14 protein-coding genes are annotated in these 14,583 nt (G+C 62.1%); 2 read left to right on the plus strand and 12 right to left on the minus strand.

Annotation, left to right across the window (positions count from 1 at the left end; all coding sequences use genetic code 11):
• Nucleotides 1-91: 91 nt before the first annotated feature.
• The 9 genes from FFI89_RS19080 to FFI89_RS19120 form a co-directional block, all read right to left on the minus strand.
• The gene (locus FFI89_RS19080) at nt 92-1,726 is read right to left on the minus strand and encodes an arylsulfatase (protein WP_138829240.1); all 1,635 of its coding nucleotides are present in this window, start codon (nt 1,724-1,726) and stop codon (nt 92-94) included.
• 675 nt (nt 1,727-2,401) lie between these two features.
• Nucleotides 2,402-3,415 (minus strand): IS110 family transposase, encoded by a 1,014-nt coding sequence (locus tag FFI89_RS19085; protein ID WP_138829241.1) that lies wholly within the window; start codon nt 3,413-3,415, stop codon nt 2,402-2,404.
• Nucleotides 3,416-3,596: 181 nt separating this feature from the next.
• Entirely contained in the window at nt 3,597-3,854 is a 258-nt protein-coding gene (locus FFI89_RS19090) for a hypothetical protein (RefSeq protein ID WP_138829242.1), read from the minus strand.
• A gap of 57 nt (nt 3,855-3,911) precedes the next feature.
• The gene (locus FFI89_RS19095) at nt 3,912-4,631 is read right to left on the minus strand and encodes a haloacid dehalogenase type II (protein ID WP_138829243.1); all 720 of its coding nucleotides are present in this window, start codon (nt 4,629-4,631) and stop codon (nt 3,912-3,914) included.
• 102 nt (nt 4,632-4,733) lie between these two features.
• Entirely contained in the window at nt 4,734-5,180 is a 447-nt protein-coding gene (locus FFI89_RS19100) for a GNAT family N-acetyltransferase (protein ID WP_138829244.1), read from the minus strand.
• An 8-nt stretch (nt 5,181-5,188) separates the two neighbouring features.
• A complete protein-coding gene (gene glpX / locus FFI89_RS19105; RefSeq protein WP_138829245.1) occupies nt 5,189-6,187 on the minus strand; it encodes a class II fructose-bisphosphatase in 999 nt (332 codons plus the stop codon).
• 85 nt (nt 6,188-6,272) lie between these two features.
• Nucleotides 6,273-7,592: a homoserine dehydrogenase gene (locus tag FFI89_RS19110; RefSeq protein WP_138829246.1), complete on the minus strand. Its 1,320-nt coding sequence runs from the start codon at nt 7,590-7,592 to the stop codon at nt 6,273-6,275.
• A 23-nt stretch (nt 7,593-7,615) separates the two neighbouring features.
• Nucleotides 7,616-8,836 carry an LL-diaminopimelate aminotransferase gene (locus FFI89_RS19115; protein WP_138829247.1) on the minus strand — a complete coding sequence of 407 codons (1,221 nt, stop codon included), beginning with the start codon at nt 8,834-8,836 and terminating at the stop codon, nt 7,616-7,618.
• A 197-nt stretch (nt 8,837-9,033) separates the two neighbouring features.
• Complete coding sequence (locus tag FFI89_RS19120) at nt 9,034-9,330, minus strand: hypothetical protein (RefSeq protein ID WP_138829248.1); 297 nt, start codon at nt 9,328-9,330, stop codon at nt 9,034-9,036.
• 336 nt (nt 9,331-9,666) lie between these two features.
• Between FFI89_RS19120 and FFI89_RS19125 the strand changes: the two genes are divergently transcribed.
• On the plus strand, nt 9,667-11,472 hold the full coding sequence (locus FFI89_RS19125) for an alpha/beta hydrolase (protein ID WP_138829249.1): 1,806 nt from the start codon (nt 9,667-9,669) through the stop codon (nt 11,470-11,472).
• Between the two features lie 236 nt (nt 11,473-11,708).
• Nucleotides 11,709-12,107 carry an MAPEG family protein gene (locus FFI89_RS19130; protein WP_138829250.1) on the plus strand — a complete coding sequence of 133 codons (399 nt, stop codon included), beginning with the start codon at nt 11,709-11,711 and terminating at the stop codon, nt 12,105-12,107.
• Between the two features lie 12 nt (nt 12,108-12,119).
• On the opposite strand, the gene FFI89_RS19135 is transcribed toward FFI89_RS19130, so the two are convergent.
• Genes FFI89_RS19135 through FFI89_RS19145 form a run of 3 tightly spaced genes read right to left on the minus strand, consistent with a single transcriptional unit; the run spans nt 12,120 to nt 14,398 of the window.
• On the minus strand, nt 12,120-12,713 hold the full coding sequence (locus FFI89_RS19135; RefSeq protein ID WP_138829251.1) for a bifunctional 2-polyprenyl-6-hydroxyphenol methylase/3-demethylubiquinol 3-O-methyltransferase UbiG: 594 nt from the start codon (nt 12,711-12,713) through the stop codon (nt 12,120-12,122).
• Nucleotides 12,714-12,725: 12 nt separating this feature from the next.
• The gene (gene argC, locus FFI89_RS19140) at nt 12,726-13,715 is read right to left on the minus strand and encodes an N-acetyl-gamma-glutamyl-phosphate reductase (protein ID WP_138829252.1); all 990 of its coding nucleotides are present in this window, start codon (nt 13,713-13,715) and stop codon (nt 12,726-12,728) included.
• Nucleotides 13,712-14,398 (minus strand): FMN-binding negative transcriptional regulator, encoded by a 687-nt coding sequence (locus FFI89_RS19145; RefSeq protein ID WP_138829253.1) that lies wholly within the window; start codon nt 14,396-14,398, stop codon nt 13,712-13,714. Before FFI89_RS19145 ends, argC begins: the two co-directional genes overlap by 4 nt.
• Nucleotides 14,399-14,583 lie beyond the last annotated feature (185 nt).

Raw genomic sequence — 14,583 nt, forward strand, 5'->3', positions numbered from 1 at the left:
TCAGCCAAAACGCAATTGAAGCGGGGTTCGCGGTTACAGGCAGGCGACCTGTATGCACAAGCCGCCCACCTCTTCCGTCAGGTCGTCTCCATTACTGGCTAGGGCCTTTCGCGGCCGCTTGCGCCTGCTCCATCTTCTTCGCCATTTCCGCTTTGATCGCGTCAAGATTGAAGCTCGCGCCACGCTGCATTGGCGGGTACTCGATGAAGGTTTGGAGTGCCTTGCCCATCACCTCCTGAACAAACACGAATCGCCAGAATTGGAATTTGAACCAATCGAAGTATTGCTGCGCGCCTTCTTTCGTCCCCTTGTTTGGCCAACCCGTGCGCTCGAACGGGTCCAGCCGAAGGTTGGTGATGTAGGGCACGTCCGGCTTGGTTTTTTCGCCCAACCAGCCGGCGGGCTGATCTATGAAGCGGAACTTATAGTCGTCTATACGCACCGCGCCGACGGTACTCTCACCGAGGTAGAAAATTTCGTGACGCGCTGATGGTCCTTTGCCGGTGATGGCGGCCATCTGGTTGTAGCCATCCAGATGGTTCTTGTAGGTCCGGCCGCCGATCTCCTTGCCCTTCAGTAATTCATCGGTGATGTTCGGATTGCCTGCCGCGGCCACGAAAGTCGGCAACCAGTCCAGTCCGGAGAAGATTCCGTTCTGCACCGTGTCCGCCGGTACCTTGCCTGGCCAGCGAATGATAGCCGGCACGCGGAAGCCGCCCTCAAGGACGGTTCCCTTGGATTGCGCGAACGGCGTCTGACCGCCATCGGGCCAGGTAAAGACTTCCGTGCCGTTGTCGGTGGTGAAGACGACGATGGTGTTGTCGTCGACGCCCATATCCTTGAGCTTCTTCATCACCAAGCCGATGTCGTCATCGAGCTGGGCCATGCCGGCTTCCTCTTCCGACCAGCCGTTCTCCGCGTTGCGCATCGCTTCATATTTTGGGGAGAGATGCGTAACGATGTGCATGCGCGTCGGATTGAGCCAGACGAAGAAAGGCTTGTTGTCCTTCTTGGCCTTGTCCATGAAATTGATGGCAAAGTCGCGAATCTCGTCATCCACCGTTTCCATGCGCTTGGGATAGAGCGTGCCGGCATCCTCGATCCTTTGCATGCCGATCTTGCCCCAACGCGGCATCTCGGTGGGATCGTCCTTGTCGGTGGCGTAGCTGTGGACCATGTTGCGCGGTCCGACGACATTCAGCAGGTTCTGCGGATAGTTGGGATGTGCCGGATCTTCCATCGCATCGAGGTGATATAAGTAGCCGAAGAACTCGTCGAAGCCGTGGACGGTCGGCAGGAATTCGTTCTTGTCGCCAAGGTGATTCTTGCCGAACTGGCCGGTGGCGTAACCCATCGATTTCAACACGGTCGCAATGGTCACCGCCTCAGCCGGCAAGCCGACCGACGCGCCAGCTTGACCGACCGTGGTCATGCCGGTGCGGATCGGTAGCTCCCCGGTAATGAAGTTCGCGCGACCGGCGGTGCAACTTGCCTCGGCATAGTAGTCGGTAAACCTCATGCCCTCCTTGGCGATCTTGTCGAGGTTGGGAGTTCGGCCGGCCATCAGGCCCTGGTGATAGGCTCCGATATTCCACATCCCGATATCGTCGCCCATGATGACAACGATGTTGGGCTTTTGTGGCTGTTGCGCGGAAGCTGGCAAGAATGCGCCCGCCAGGACTATGCTGGAAGCCAGCGCACTCGATATCAGTAGACGGAGCTTCATGTTCCAATCCTCCATTGACCGTCATCTGAGAGCAAACTTTAGACGGAGACGGCGATGCGTCGCTAAACGTCAACCACCGTTCTAGGCGGCATCACCAATCTCGCAGATCGCTAGGCCCATGCTATGCAGTTTCGGCAAGTTGGGAGCTGGCGGATCAGCCGGTTCACGCCATTGCGGTTCAGTCAGGGGCTGCCAATGGACCAAAACTCGTCAGTCCGCAAAACTGGAAAGTCTGGCGAGATCACTTTGGCGTTACGGTGACACCCATTAGCCGGCCGGTCGTCAAGATACAGAGCAAATTTTTTTGGCAGCGCTAGCTGCCAACGGCTTTGATTGGTCGCTTTCAGTTACTGTGCGCGTACCGCGCCCGTTTCTTCGTTTAATGGCTGAGTCCGCATCGCGGATCGCGCCAGACACCCATCAGGATCAAGCATCGGCCCGAGTGAGGCCTGCGCCCTGGCGGCATGGCCGCCCCAGAAGAACGTTGGTACCGCCCGTATCCAATAGAGTTTCACAGAACCGTGGTTGCCGGCAGGCCGGTGCCAATCTCCGGATGGCTTACGGTGCGGGCGATCCGCTGTCACAACAGCTGGTGACGGCGATCCGGCGTCCAATTCAGTGCAGCTGGTTGCAGCCCCAGTCACCGTACGTGGCTTGCCGGATCGCCGTCGTCTCTCAGGCAAAGCAACGCGTTACGTCGAACGGCTTGCCCTCCTTCAGAATGTGATAGCTGGCGCGCGCCAGCTTGTGCGCCAACGCCTTGGTGGCGACAACGTTGTTGGTCTTGGCCTTCTTGCGCTCGTGGAAACGCCTGGCCTCGGGGCAAAAGCGCCTGGCGAAGTTCGCCGCCTCGACGAAGGCCCAGGCAAGATATCTGTTGCCGTTCTTGACGTTGCCTTCGCCCTTCTTCTTGCGATTGCTGGTGTGCACGCTGTCGACACAGCGCGCATAGGACGCAAAGTTGCTGACGTCGGCAAACCGATCGATCGGACCGGTTTCCAGAAGAATGACGGTGGCGAGCGTCTGGCCGATGCCCGGCACGCTAGTTAACAAGCCGTATTGCGGTCGGGGCTTGACGCGTTCTTGTAGGCGCTTCTCCAGAACCTCGACCTGTGACTGCAGTGTCGCGATGACGGCAACGTTGGCCTTGATTGCCAAGCCTACATCCGCCGCCAGTGGCAGGCTGTCGATCGTATCGTCGGTCAGCCGCTTGATCTGATTGCTGGTCATCCGCCCACCGAGCTGCCTGGCCATGATGTTTTCCACCGCCAGGACATGTGCCGTGCATGACTGCACCAGCTGCATGCGCTTGCGCGCCAGATCGCGCACGACGCGATGCTCCCTCGGCAGGATCGTACCCGTCGGCAGGATTCCCAATCGCAGCAGGTGCGCAAGGTGCTGCGCATCGGTCTCATCGCCGCTGTGCTTCAGTCCTTCGTACTGCTTGATCGCCGCCGTGTTGGCGAGATGCACGTGGAAGTCCGCATCCCGCAAACCGTCGACCAGCCAATACCAGTTGTAGGTCGACTCGACCACCACGCCGGCCAATTCGTCTTGCCATCGAGCCAGAAAGCCTACGATCTTCGCGATGTCGTTGGGCAGGCGCTTCTGCGCCACAACCCGATCAGCATCGTCGATAATCGCGACGACGCTGTTGTTCGAATGCAGATCAATTCCGCTATACATCATCTTCGCCTCCTCGTCGCCAAAAGTGATTCGTTGATTGCGAATTCACCTTAGCTCCACCGCCTTCTTGGTCGCGAAGGCCGGCTAGATGATCTTCAGTGCACTTAATTCTCCGTTTGGCGCTTTCGTTCCCACCCCTGTTCGAGGGCGGCCTCCGCGAGGATGCGCGCAAACGCAAGATCAATTAATTGAGTGCACTGGACTGCACCCCTGGAATGAGGTCGTTAACGACCGCCATCTCTTCGGCGGTAAGTTTGTCACGATCCTCAGCGCGGACGCTTTTCAGGCCTAGCGCAAGTTCAGCCCATCCATCCGTCAATCCGTTGAAGCTTAAGTAAGGGCCAAGGACGCGTGAAAGGGGCGAAAGAGAACGCTTGTCGCACCAACCGTTGACGAGGGCCTTCAGTGCCTCAAAGAACTCATCGTTCGACCTGTAGGACATTACTCAATCCCAATTCGGACACTGCGCATGCGCGCTGCGTCCAGGACGCCTGCCGCCTCAGCACCCCATCTTGTCGGCGATGCCGCCAAAATCCTTGGCGACGACGTCCCAGTCGCCCTTTGCCTCGAAATCATATTTCTGGTGCGGGCCGTATTCGGTCGGACGCGGGATGAAAGCGGTCTTGAGGCCGAGTTTCTGCGCGGCCTTGAGGTCGTTGTTGTGGGCGGCGACCATCATCACCTGCTCCGGCTTCAGGCACAGCAGCTTTGCGGCGCCGAGATAGGTTTCCGGATCGGGCTTGTAATGCTCGAACAATTCCGCCGACATCACCAGGTCCCACGGCAGACCGGCGAATTTCGCCATGTTGGTCAAGAGCGCGACGTTGCCGTTGGAGAGCGGCGAGATGATGTATTTGGTCTTCAGCCGGGTCAGGCCCGCCACCGTGTCCGGCCAGGCGTGCAGCCGGTGCCAGCCCATCGTCAGGTGATGCAGGTCGGCTTCCTTCAAGCCCGGAATCGAAAACTGCGCGACCAGCTTTTCCAGCGACTGCCGGTGCAGCGTATCCAGGATCATGTAGCCGCGCTCGGGATGCTTGCGCACCTCGTCCATCGAGGCGGCATAGACCGCCCGCCAGCCGTCGACCAACGCGGTCCAGTCGGCCTTGATGCCTGACGTCTCCGACCATTTGGTGAAATCGTTGATCAGGCTGGTGCGCCAGTCGACGCAGGTGCCGAACACATCGAACACCAGCGCCTTCACCCCGGAAATCTCAGACATGTTCACTCCCGTTTTTGTTCTTGTTGTCATTCCGGGGCGCGAAGCGAACCCGGAATCTCGAGGTTCCGGGTTCGCGCTTCGCGCGCCCCGGAACGACCAAAACTAGAACAGCTTGCGATACTGCATAAACCCGGAATCGTCGGCGACCTGGTCGTAGAGAATCCGCGCCTGGGCGTTGGTGGTCTGCGTCAGCCAGTGCACGCGGCTGGCGCCGGCCGCTTTCGCCTTCGCATACACGGCTTCAATCAAAGCCCGGCCAAGGCCGAGCCCCCGCGCGGTGTCGGCGACGAACAGGTCCTGCAGATAGCAGTAATTGCCGACCGTCCAGCTCGACCGGTGAAACAGGTATTGCACGATGCCGGTCAGCTTGCCGTCGACATAGGCGCCGAGCAGGAACATCGGCTCGTCGGGATCGTGAAACCGCTGCCATGCGACGTCACTGGCGCCGGGCGCCAGCGTTGCCTTGTAGAACGCGAGATAGCCGTTCCACAGTGGCTCCCAGGCCGCCCGCTCGTCGTTGCCGACGGGGCGAATGACGACGTTGGACATGGCACCCCTCAATCCAGGTGGAACTTGTCGAGCTGACGGTGCTCGGCCCTGATGTAGCGCACGGTGCCGGTGACCGAACGCATCACGACGGTGTCGGTCTCAATCACGTGCTTGCGGAACTTGACGCCCGAGAGCAGCGAACCGGTGGTGACGCCAGTAGCGGCAAACAGGCAGTCGCCCCTCACCATGTCCTCGATGCCGTAGATGAACTTCGGGTCCTTCACTCCCATCTTGTGGGCGCGCTCGCGCTTCTCCTCGCTGTCGAGGATCAGCCGGCACTGCATCTGGCCACCGATGCAGCGCAATGCGGCCGCCGCCAGCACGCCCTCGGGCGCGCCGCCGGTGCCGATATACATGTCGACGCCCGTATTATCAGGATCGGCGCAGTGAATGACGCCGGCAACGTCGCCGTCGGTGATCAGGCGCACCGCCGCGCCGGTGCCGCGGACGCCCGAGATGATGTCGGCGTGGCGCGGACGATCGAGCACCAGCACCGTGATCGCGGAAGCGTCGACGCCCTTGGCCTTGGCGAGCCGGCGGACGTTGTCGGCGGGCGAAGCGTCGAGTTCGACCACGCCCTTCTTGTAGCCCGGACCGACCGCGATCTTCTGCATGTAGACGTCGGGCGCGTGCAACAGCGTGCCGCCGTCGGCCACCGCCATGGTCGCGATCGCGCCCGGCATGTTCTTGGCGCACAGCGTCGTGCCTTCGAGCGGATCGACCGCGATATCGACCTGCGGGCCGGCGTTGAGGCCGACCTTCTCGCCGATATAGAGCATCGGCGCTTCGTCGCGCTCACCCTCGCCGATCACGACGGTGCCTTCGATCGGCAGCTTGTTGAGCTCGCGGCGCATCGCGTCCACCGCGGCCTGGTCGGCCGCCTTTTCCTGACCATGGCCGCGCAGCCGCGCCGCCGACACCGCCGCGCGTTCCGTCACGCGCACGATCTCGAGCGTCAGAATGCGCTCGAGCAATAGCTGCGGCGGAACCGAAATATGGGTCGACATCTCTGCAACTCCCTTAGAGCTTCGTGGCAGCCCCCTCGGGCCGCAATCGATTTTTGGTTCGCGCTTCCCGGTGTGAAAACGCGCGCTAGTTCTTTTCGATCCTAATCACCTGCGGCCGGCCGCTGATTACCTTGTCGCGCTGCACCGCTTCCAAAGCGCGATGGATCGCGTCCTCGGAGGTCGCGTAGGTAATCAAAATCACCGGTACCGGTGACGCCTTCTTGGCCGCGTCCGTCGCATCAACGCCTTCCGGATGGCGCTGGACGACCGACTCCAGCGAAATCTTCTCTTTCGCCAGACGCGTGGCAATCTTGGCAACCGTGCCGGGCAGATCGCGCGCCATCAGGCGAATGTAGTAGCCGCCCTCGTGGCGTTCCATCGGCGCCTTTTTGGTGTCACGCAGGCGATCCACCGGACGCCCGAACGGTTTGGCGCGGATACCGCGCGCCACGTCGGCGATATCGGCAACGACGGCCGAGGCGGTTGCCGCACCGCCGGCGCCGGGACCGACCAGCGTGATCGGCGGGATGCCTTCACCGTCGATGGTCACGGCATTGGTGACGCCCATCACCTGCGCGATCGAGGACGATTTCGGCACCATGGTCGGATGCACGCGCTGCTCGATGCCCTTGGCGGTCCGCACCGCCACGCCGAGCAGCTTGACCCGGTAACCGAGTTCCTCCGCGGCGCGCAGATCTTCCGGCGCGATTGAGGAGATGCCTTCGACATAGACCGCGCTCTGCGCCACCTTGGTGCCGAAGGCCAGGCTCGCCAGGATCGCCAGCTTCTGCGCTGTGTCGTGGCCGTCGACATCGAACGACGGATTGGCTTCGGCATAGCCGAGGCGCTGGGCGTCCTTCAGACATTCGGCGAACGACAGGCCCTCCTGCTCCATCCGGGTCAGGATGTAATTGCAGGTGCCGTTGAGGATGCCATAGACGCGATTGACGCCGGTGCCGGCCAACCCTTCGCGAAGCGTCTTGACGACGGGGATGGCCGCGCCGACCGCCGCCTCGAAATTCAGGGCACCGCCGTGCTTCTCGGCCGCCCTGGCCAGCCGCAGGCCGTGCTTGGCGATCAGCGCCTTGTTGGCGGTGACCACCGACTTGCCGTTCTTCAGCGCGGCTTCGATCGCCGACAGCGCCGGTTCGCCGGAACCGCCCATCAGTTCGACGAAGCAATCGATGCGGGGATCGTTGGCCAGCGCCAGCGGGCCCTTGACCCAGTCGATGCCATCAAGGTGGAGCGAGCGCTTTTTCGCCTTCGAGCGCGCGGTGACGGCCACCACGCGGACGCCGCGCCCGCTGCGCGCCGACAGCGTTCGTGCCTGCTCTTCGATAAGACGGACGACCGCGGCGCCGACAGTGCCGAGCCCCGCAATGCCCACTCTAAGGGGTGCGACCATGACTTAAAGAACCTGCAAAGGAATTAGCGCCGGTTGGCGAGAGGAACCACGTTGTGCAACGTTTCAATGCCGCTTTCAAGGAAGCGGCGCACGCCGCGCGCGGCTTGGCGGATTCGCTGCTCGTTTTCCACCATGGCGATGCGAACAAAGCCCTCGCCGTGCTCGCCGAAGGCGACGCCGGGCGAAACCACGACGCCGGATTTCTCCACCATCAGGGTCGCGAACTGCATGCTGCCGACGCTCTGGAAGTCCTTCGGCAGCGGCGCCCAGGCGAACATCGAGGCCTGGGGCGGCGGAATATCCCACCCTGCCCGGCCAAACGACTCCACCAGCGCGTCGCGGCGCTTGCGGTAGGTATCGCGCATTTCCTTGATACAATCATCCGGCCCGTTCAGCGCGGCGGTGGCCGCCACCTGGACCGGCGTGAACGCGCCGTAATCGAGGTAGGATTTCACCCGTGCCAGGGCGGCGATGATCCGTTCGTTGCCGACCGCAAATCCCATGCGCCAGCCCGCCATCGAGAATGTCTTCGACATCGAGGTGAACTCGACGGTGACGTCGATCGCGCCGGGAACCTCGAGCACCGAGGGCGGCGGGTTCTTGTCGTCGAAATAGACTTCGGCGTAAGCGAGATCCGACAGGATGAAGATCTCGTGCTTCTTCGCGAATGCCACCAGGTCCCGGTAGAAATCGAGATCGGCGACATAGGCGGTCGGATTGGAGGGATAGCAGACGATCAGCGCGATCGGCTTCGGAATCGAGTAGGCAATCGCACGCTCGACCGCTTCGAAGAACTGCGGCGTCGGCTCCGACGGCACCGAGCGGATCACGCCGCCGGCCATCAGGAAGCCGAAGGCGTGGATCGGATAGCTCGGATTGGGGCACAGCACGACGTCGCCGGGCGCGGTAATCGCCTGCGCCACGTTGGCAAAGCCTTCTTTGGAGCCCAGCGTCGCCACGACCTGGGTTTCGGGATTGAGTTTTACGCCGAACCGCCGCGCGTAATAGGCAGCCTGTGCCTTGCGCAGACCGGTGATGCCGCGCGAGGCCGAATAGCGGTCGGTCCGCGGCTTGCCCAGCGTCTCCTTCAGTTTCTCGATCACGTGGGGCGGGGTCGGCAGGTCCGGGTTGCCCATGCCGAGGTCGATGATGTCGGCCCCGGCGTTCCGCGCGGCCGCCTTGGCCCGGTTGACCTGTTCGAACACGTAAGGCGGCAGACGGCGGATACGATAGAAATCTTCCATGGGACCTTGCTCCGACAACCCTACGGACAGAATCGCGGAACCCTTGGCGTTTCGAAGCCGAATTCGGCTTCGTCCAGAAGTCGCGCTTAATCAATGATTTAGAGCGAATTCAGGCGCAAGGTCCCGGCGCTGGACCCGCTATGCGGTTGAATTGGAGTTCTTTTTATCACGGGAGCCGGACAGCGCCAGCGCTTAGCTCATTTTGTGCCGGTTTTTGACCCGGCGCCGGTGGACGCCTGCCGGTCACGCGCCGCTACCAGTTCTGCCTGAATTTTGGCCAGCTCGGCGGGCTTCATCGCCGCCTCCTCGCGGTCCGGCGGCAGGTCGTGGACCGGCAGGTAACCGCCGGCTTCCTTCGGACGCTGCGGCGCATCCGACGGCACGCCGACGCCGGGCATATCGGCGATCTGGGTCGAGCAGCCGCTTACCGCCAGCGCCGATGCAAACAGCGCCGCCATCGACCACAACCTTATCGTCGTCCGCGCCACCGGCATCCGTCCCGAAGTCCCCTGCTCTCTGTCCCGTCGCCTGCATCTTGCCGACTGTGTACCGCGGACGTTTGGGTCGCACTGGTACGCGCCTTGCAGAGCAGAATTTGTGTGGCTGCATCCATCCGGACGCAACCAACCAATCGTTCAAACAATTGTCGTCCGAAACGATTAAAGCCCGAACAGCAAATCCGACCGGTGCGGCTTCAATGTGTCAGAACGACGAAAACATATCGCAGTGCAACAGGATTAACCCAAGAAGCCCACAAGTAACCCCAAGGGCCGCCGCTGGCGCCAATCGACGCGGTGACGAACCCGAAATGAAGTTATAGTGTCCCTGACATGACCGACGTTAACACCGAAACTCAGGCTCCGAAAGCATTCAACGCCGAAGCCTTCGCCATGAACATCGCCAAGGCGATGGAGACCAGCGGACAAGCGCTCGCGGCCTACCTCAAGCCGCGCGAGAACGGCGAGTTGAAGGACAAGCCGCCGAACGAAATCAGCGAGGTCATCAAGACCTTCTCGACGGTCGCCGAATACTGGCTGTCCGATCAGAACCGCGCTTCGGATCTGCAGAGCAGGATGGCCAAGGCCTATCTAGATCTCTGGGGTTCGGCGGTGCGCCGCATGGCCGGCGAGGAGGCGAAGCCCGCGATCGAGCCGTCGCCGCGCGACAAGCGCTTCAAGGATCCGGAGTGGCGGTCGAACCAGTTCTTCGACTTCGTGCTGCAGCTTTATCTGCTCACCACGCAATGGGCGCAGGAGTTGGTGAAGAACGCCGAAGGCGTCGATCCGCACACCCGCAAGAAGGCCGAGTTCTACGTCCAGCAGATCACCAACGCGATCGCGCCGTCGAATTTCGTGTTCACCAATCCCGAAGTGCTGCGCGAGACGCTGGCCTCGAACGGCGGCAACCTCGTTCGCGGCATGAAGATGCTGGCGGAAGACATCGAGGCCGGACACGGCACGCTGCGCATCCGCCAGTCCGATCCGTCGAACCTCGTCGTCGGCGTCAACATGGCGACGACACCGGGCAAGGTGATCTTCCAGAACGAACTGATGCAACTGATCCAGTACACGCCGGCCACGGAGACCGTGCTGCGCACGCCGCTTTTGATCGTGCCGCCATGGATCAACAAGTTCTACATTCTCGATCTCAAGCCGGAAAAATCCTACATCAAGTGGTGCGTCGATCAGGGCATCACGGTGTTCGTGATCTCCTGGGTCAACCCGGACAAGGAACTCGGCAAGAAGACCTTCGACGACTACATGAAGGAAGGCCCGCTCACGGCGATGGACGTGATCGAAAAGGTGACGGGCGAACTGAAGGTCCACACCGCCGGTTATTGCGTCGGCGGCACCCTGCTCGCCTCGACACTGGCATGGCTCGCCGAAAAGCGGCGCCAGCGCGTGACCTCGGCGACGTTCTTCGCCGCCCAGGTCGACTTCACCCATGCCGGCGATTTGCTCGTGTTCGTCGACGAAGACCAGATCTCGGCGCTCGAACGCGACATGCAGGCGTCCGGCGTGCTCGACGGCGGCAAGATGGCGATGGCCTTCAACATGCTGCGATCGAACGACCTGATCTGGTCCTATGTCGTCAGCAACTATCTGAAGGGGCAGCCGCCCTCCGCCTTCGACCTGCTGCACTGGAATTCCGACGCGACGCGGATGCCGGCCGCCAACCATTCCTATTACCTGCGCAACTGCTATCTCGAGAACCGGCTGTCGACCGGCAGCATGGTGCTCGACAACACGCTGCTCGATCTCTCGAAGGTCAAGGTGCCCGTCTACAACCTGGCAACGCGCGAGGATCACATCGCGCCGGCGGACTCGGTGCTCTACGGCTCGCAGTTCTTCGGCGGCCCGGTCAAATACGTGCTGTCGGGATCGGGCCATATCGCGGGTGTGATCAACCCGCCGGCCGGCGGCAAGTACCAGTACTGGACCAACGACAACATCACGAACATCAAGCTCGCCGACTGGATCAAGGGTGCCACCGAGCACAAGGGATCGTGGTGGCCGGACTGGCAGCAATGGCTCGAGGGGCTCGACGCCGAGCGGGTGCCGGCGCGCGCGGTCGGCTCCGAGGCGATGCCGCCGATCGAGGACGCACCCGGCAGCTACGTCCGGGTTCGCGCGTAGCACTGACGCGCAGACTTGGTTATAAACAATTGTCCACTAGTGCTGCCGATTTGAAGTTCCTGCACCGTTGCCGCAAGCTCTCCTCAGGAACTTCAAATCGATGAGCAGCACTAGAATCGTATATGATGGTTGATGCCCCTCTTATTTCCGAAGTTCGTATCGGGGGCGCAGCAAGGGTTTACGAACTTCGGAAACGGGCATCAGCCCGGGATTCGAAATCAGTTGAGGGGGAACTCATGACGCGCGAATTGTTCTGGCTGGCTCTGACCGTGATTTTGACCGGCCTGCTGTGGGTCCCCTACGTGCTCAATCGCTGTCAGGTGCGCGGCCTCGGCGGCGCCATGGCCAACCCGTCGCGCAACGACAAGCCGCATGCGGAATGGGCCAACCGGCTGATGTTCGCGCATGACAATGCGATCGAGAACCTCATCATCTTCGCGCCGCTGGTCCTGATCCTCAACGCGATCGACTATTCGACCAAATGGACCGTGCTCGCCTGCGCGGTCTACTTCTGGTCCCGCGTCGCGCACCTGATCGTCTATACGCTCGGCCTGCCGGTGTTTCGCACGCTGGCCTTCACCGTCGGCTTCATCGCCCAGGCCGTGCTGGCGCTGGCGATCTTCAAGATCGTCTAAGCGGCCGAGCGTTCAGGCGCTCTTCCTTGCGACGACAAACAGCATCGAAGCCTGTTTGTCGTCGAAGCCCCTGACCTCGCCGCTCTCGATCTCCAGTGAACTCCACTTCCCCGCCTGGGCGTAAGTGGCGCGCAGCCAGTCCGGCGACGGATAATTGTAGTAGCGATTAAGCGTATCGCGCCCGTCGACGTCGCCAGCCTTGTAACTCGCGTAGAAGAAGCCTCCGGGCTTGAGCGCCCGCCAGATCAGCGCCAGAACGTCGGCAAGTTGATCGCGGGGAACGTGCAATAGGCAGGCATTGGCCCAGACCGCGTCGTACGCCTCGACTTCATTGATATCCCCGAACAGCAGCGTCTCGACCGGACGGCCGAGACGCTTGGCGGCGATGTCGGCCAATTCCGGTGACCCGTCGGTCGCCCGAACATCGAACCCCCGTGCCAGCATTTCCGCGGAATCGCCACCGGCGCCGCATCCGAGTTCGAGGATGGCGGCACCCGGGGCGAGCTGCGCGAGAAAACGCGCCATCCGCGCGTGGCGCGAGGTAATCTCGCGCTGCGCATAAGCCTCGGCATTGCGCCGGTAGAATTGCAGCGTGTCGTCGTCCACCGGCCGGCTTCCCTATGCGTCCGCAAGCCCCAGCATCAGCCGCATGTTCTGCACCGCCGCCCCCGACGCGCCCTTGCCGAGATTGTCCAGCCGCGCGACCAAAACCGCTTGCCGATGCTTCTCGCTGGCGAACACGTAGAGCTCGAGCATATTGGTCTCGTTGAGTGCCTCCGGCTCGAGCTTTCCGTTCCTGGTCGCGTCGTCGAGCGGCTTGACCGAGACGTATTTGCTCCCGGCGTAACGCTTCGACAGCGCCGCCTGCAAGGCTGCGCCATCAGGCTTGCCCGGCAGCGTGTCGAGATGCAGCGGCACCGACACCAGCATGCCCTGCCGGTAGTTGCCGACCGACGGCACGAAGATCGGCCGTCGCGTCAGATGCGAGTAAAGCTGCGTCTCCGGCAGGTGCTTGTGCTCGAAGCCGAGACCGTAGAGTTCGAAAGCCGGCGCCGAGCCGTCTTCGAAACTGGCGATCATCGTCTTGCCGCCACCGGAATAGCCGCTCACCGCATTGATGGTGACCGGATAGTCCGCGGGCACCAGACCGGCGTCGACCAGCGGCCGCAAAAGCGCGATCGCACCAGTCGGATAGCAGCCCGGATTCGAGACTTTGCGCGCGTTGCGGATCTTGTCGACCTGGTCAGGTGCAAGTTCCGGAAAGCCGTAGGCCCAGTCAGGCGCGACGCGGAAGGCAGTCGAGGCATCCAGCACCTTGGGCGCAGCAGTACCCATGCTGTCGATCAGCTTGACCGTCTCCTTCGCGGCGTCATCCGGCAGGCAGAGGATCACGAGGTCGACGTCCTTCATCAGCGCCTTCTTCGCTTCCGGATCCTTGCGCTTGTCGTCGGCGATGCTTGCCACCGCCACGTCGTTCTGCGCGCTGAGCCGCTCGGCAATGCCGAGGCCGGTCGTCCCGGAGCCGCCGTCAACGAACACGACGGGCTTCTTCGCGGTGCCGCCGGTCTGGGCCTGGCCTTTCGGCAGCTTGGTGTCGGAAACGGTCATGTCGCATTCCTTTCGGAGGAAATCGTTGAATCGGTTTGTGGTGCATTGGCCGGGAACGCCAGCGGGCGCGCCTCGCGCATCAGGCCGGCGATCACACGCGCATCGGCGTCGGGCTGCGCGGCCAACGCTTCGGTCAGCGCGGTGTAATCCGCGTCCGACTTGTGCTGGTTCAGTTTGAAGCTGCCTTCGATCTCCTCCACCGTCATCACCATACCCACGATCGCCTTCTTCATCGCCTCAAGCCGCCCGGCCGTCATCTTCGACGACACCCAGGGCTTCTTCGGCAACAGTCGGCCCTCGAACTTGGCGCTGAGCGTCTCGATCTGCTCGGCAAGTTCGTCGTCGGACAGTCGCCGTACCGTGCCCGTCAGATGCACCGCTTGATAAAGCCAGGTCGGCACCTGGTCCGGCGAGACATACCAGTCCGGCGACACATAGGCATCCGCGCCGCTGACGGCCAGCAGCCAGGACGTGGTCCCGTCGGCCAGTTTTATCAGCGGATTGTTACGGGCAACATGAAACGCCGCCCGCGGCGTGCCGTCGTCGGCAAAGGAAAGATAGAACGGCAGCGACGAGGCAATCGGCTTGATGCCATCCCACGCGCAGGCCAGGCCAAAGCCGCGCGCTTCCGCAAACGCAAGGCTTGCGGCGCGATCGGACTTGAACATCGGAGGCGTATACATTTGGAACTCCTGCTTAACGTAGGAGCCGCCAGATCAGACCGCGTTTTTGGAAGAGGAAAAGCCGCGGGACTGGATCCGGCGGCAGGGGCGACAATCTAAACGCAGACGTCCGCCCATACCGCGAGAATGCGGCGGCGGCGGGCGGTCAGAATGGTCAAGGCGTTGATCATGGGCGGGGCTATAAG

The organism is Bradyrhizobium sp. KBS0727 (assembly GCF_005937885.2).
GTDB lineage: Bacteria > Pseudomonadota > Alphaproteobacteria > Rhizobiales > Xanthobacteraceae > Bradyrhizobium.

Bases quoted from the DNA above. Each gene is read 5' to 3' on its own strand.
- FFI89_RS19115 (WP_138829247.1), bottom strand. From the start codon at position 8,836: ATGGAAGATTTCTATCGTATCCGCCGTCTGCCGCCTTACGTGTTCGAA.
- FFI89_RS19100 (WP_138829244.1), bottom strand. From the start codon at position 5,180: ATGTCCAACGTCGTCATTCGCCCCGTCGGCAACGACGAGCGGGCGGCC.
- FFI89_RS19095 (WP_138829243.1), bottom strand. From the start codon at position 4,631: ATGTCTGAGATTTCCGGGGTGAAGGCGCTGGTGTTCGATGTGTTCGGC.
- glpX (WP_138829245.1), bottom strand. From the start codon at position 6,187: ATGTCGACCCATATTTCGGTTCCGCCGCAGCTATTGCTCGAGCGCATT.
- FFI89_RS19090 (WP_138829242.1), bottom strand. From the start codon at position 3,854: ATGTCCTACAGGTCGAACGATGAGTTCTTTGAGGCACTGAAGGCCCTC.
- FFI89_RS19080 (WP_138829240.1), bottom strand. From the start codon at position 1,726: ATGAAGCTCCGTCTACTGATATCGAGTGCGCTGGCTTCCAGCATAGTC.
- FFI89_RS19125 (WP_138829249.1), top strand. From the start codon at position 9,667: ATGACCGACGTTAACACCGAAACTCAGGCTCCGAAAGCATTCAACGCC.
- FFI89_RS19110 (WP_138829246.1), bottom strand. From the start codon at position 7,592: ATGGTCGCACCCCTTAGAGTGGGCATTGCGGGGCTCGGCACTGTCGGC.
- FFI89_RS19130 (WP_138829250.1), top strand. From the start codon at position 11,709: ATGACGCGCGAATTGTTCTGGCTGGCTCTGACCGTGATTTTGACCGGC.
- FFI89_RS19085 (WP_138829241.1), bottom strand. From the start codon at position 3,415: ATGATGTATAGCGGAATTGATCTGCATTCGAACAACAGCGTCGTCGCG.
- FFI89_RS19145 (WP_138829253.1), bottom strand. From the start codon at position 14,398: ATGTATACGCCTCCGATGTTCAAGTCCGATCGCGCCGCAAGCCTTGCG.
- FFI89_RS19120 (WP_138829248.1), bottom strand. From the start codon at position 9,330: ATGCCGGTGGCGCGGACGACGATAAGGTTGTGGTCGATGGCGGCGCTG.
- argC (WP_138829252.1), bottom strand. From the start codon at position 13,715: ATGACCGTTTCCGACACCAAGCTGCCGAAAGGCCAGGCCCAGACCGGC.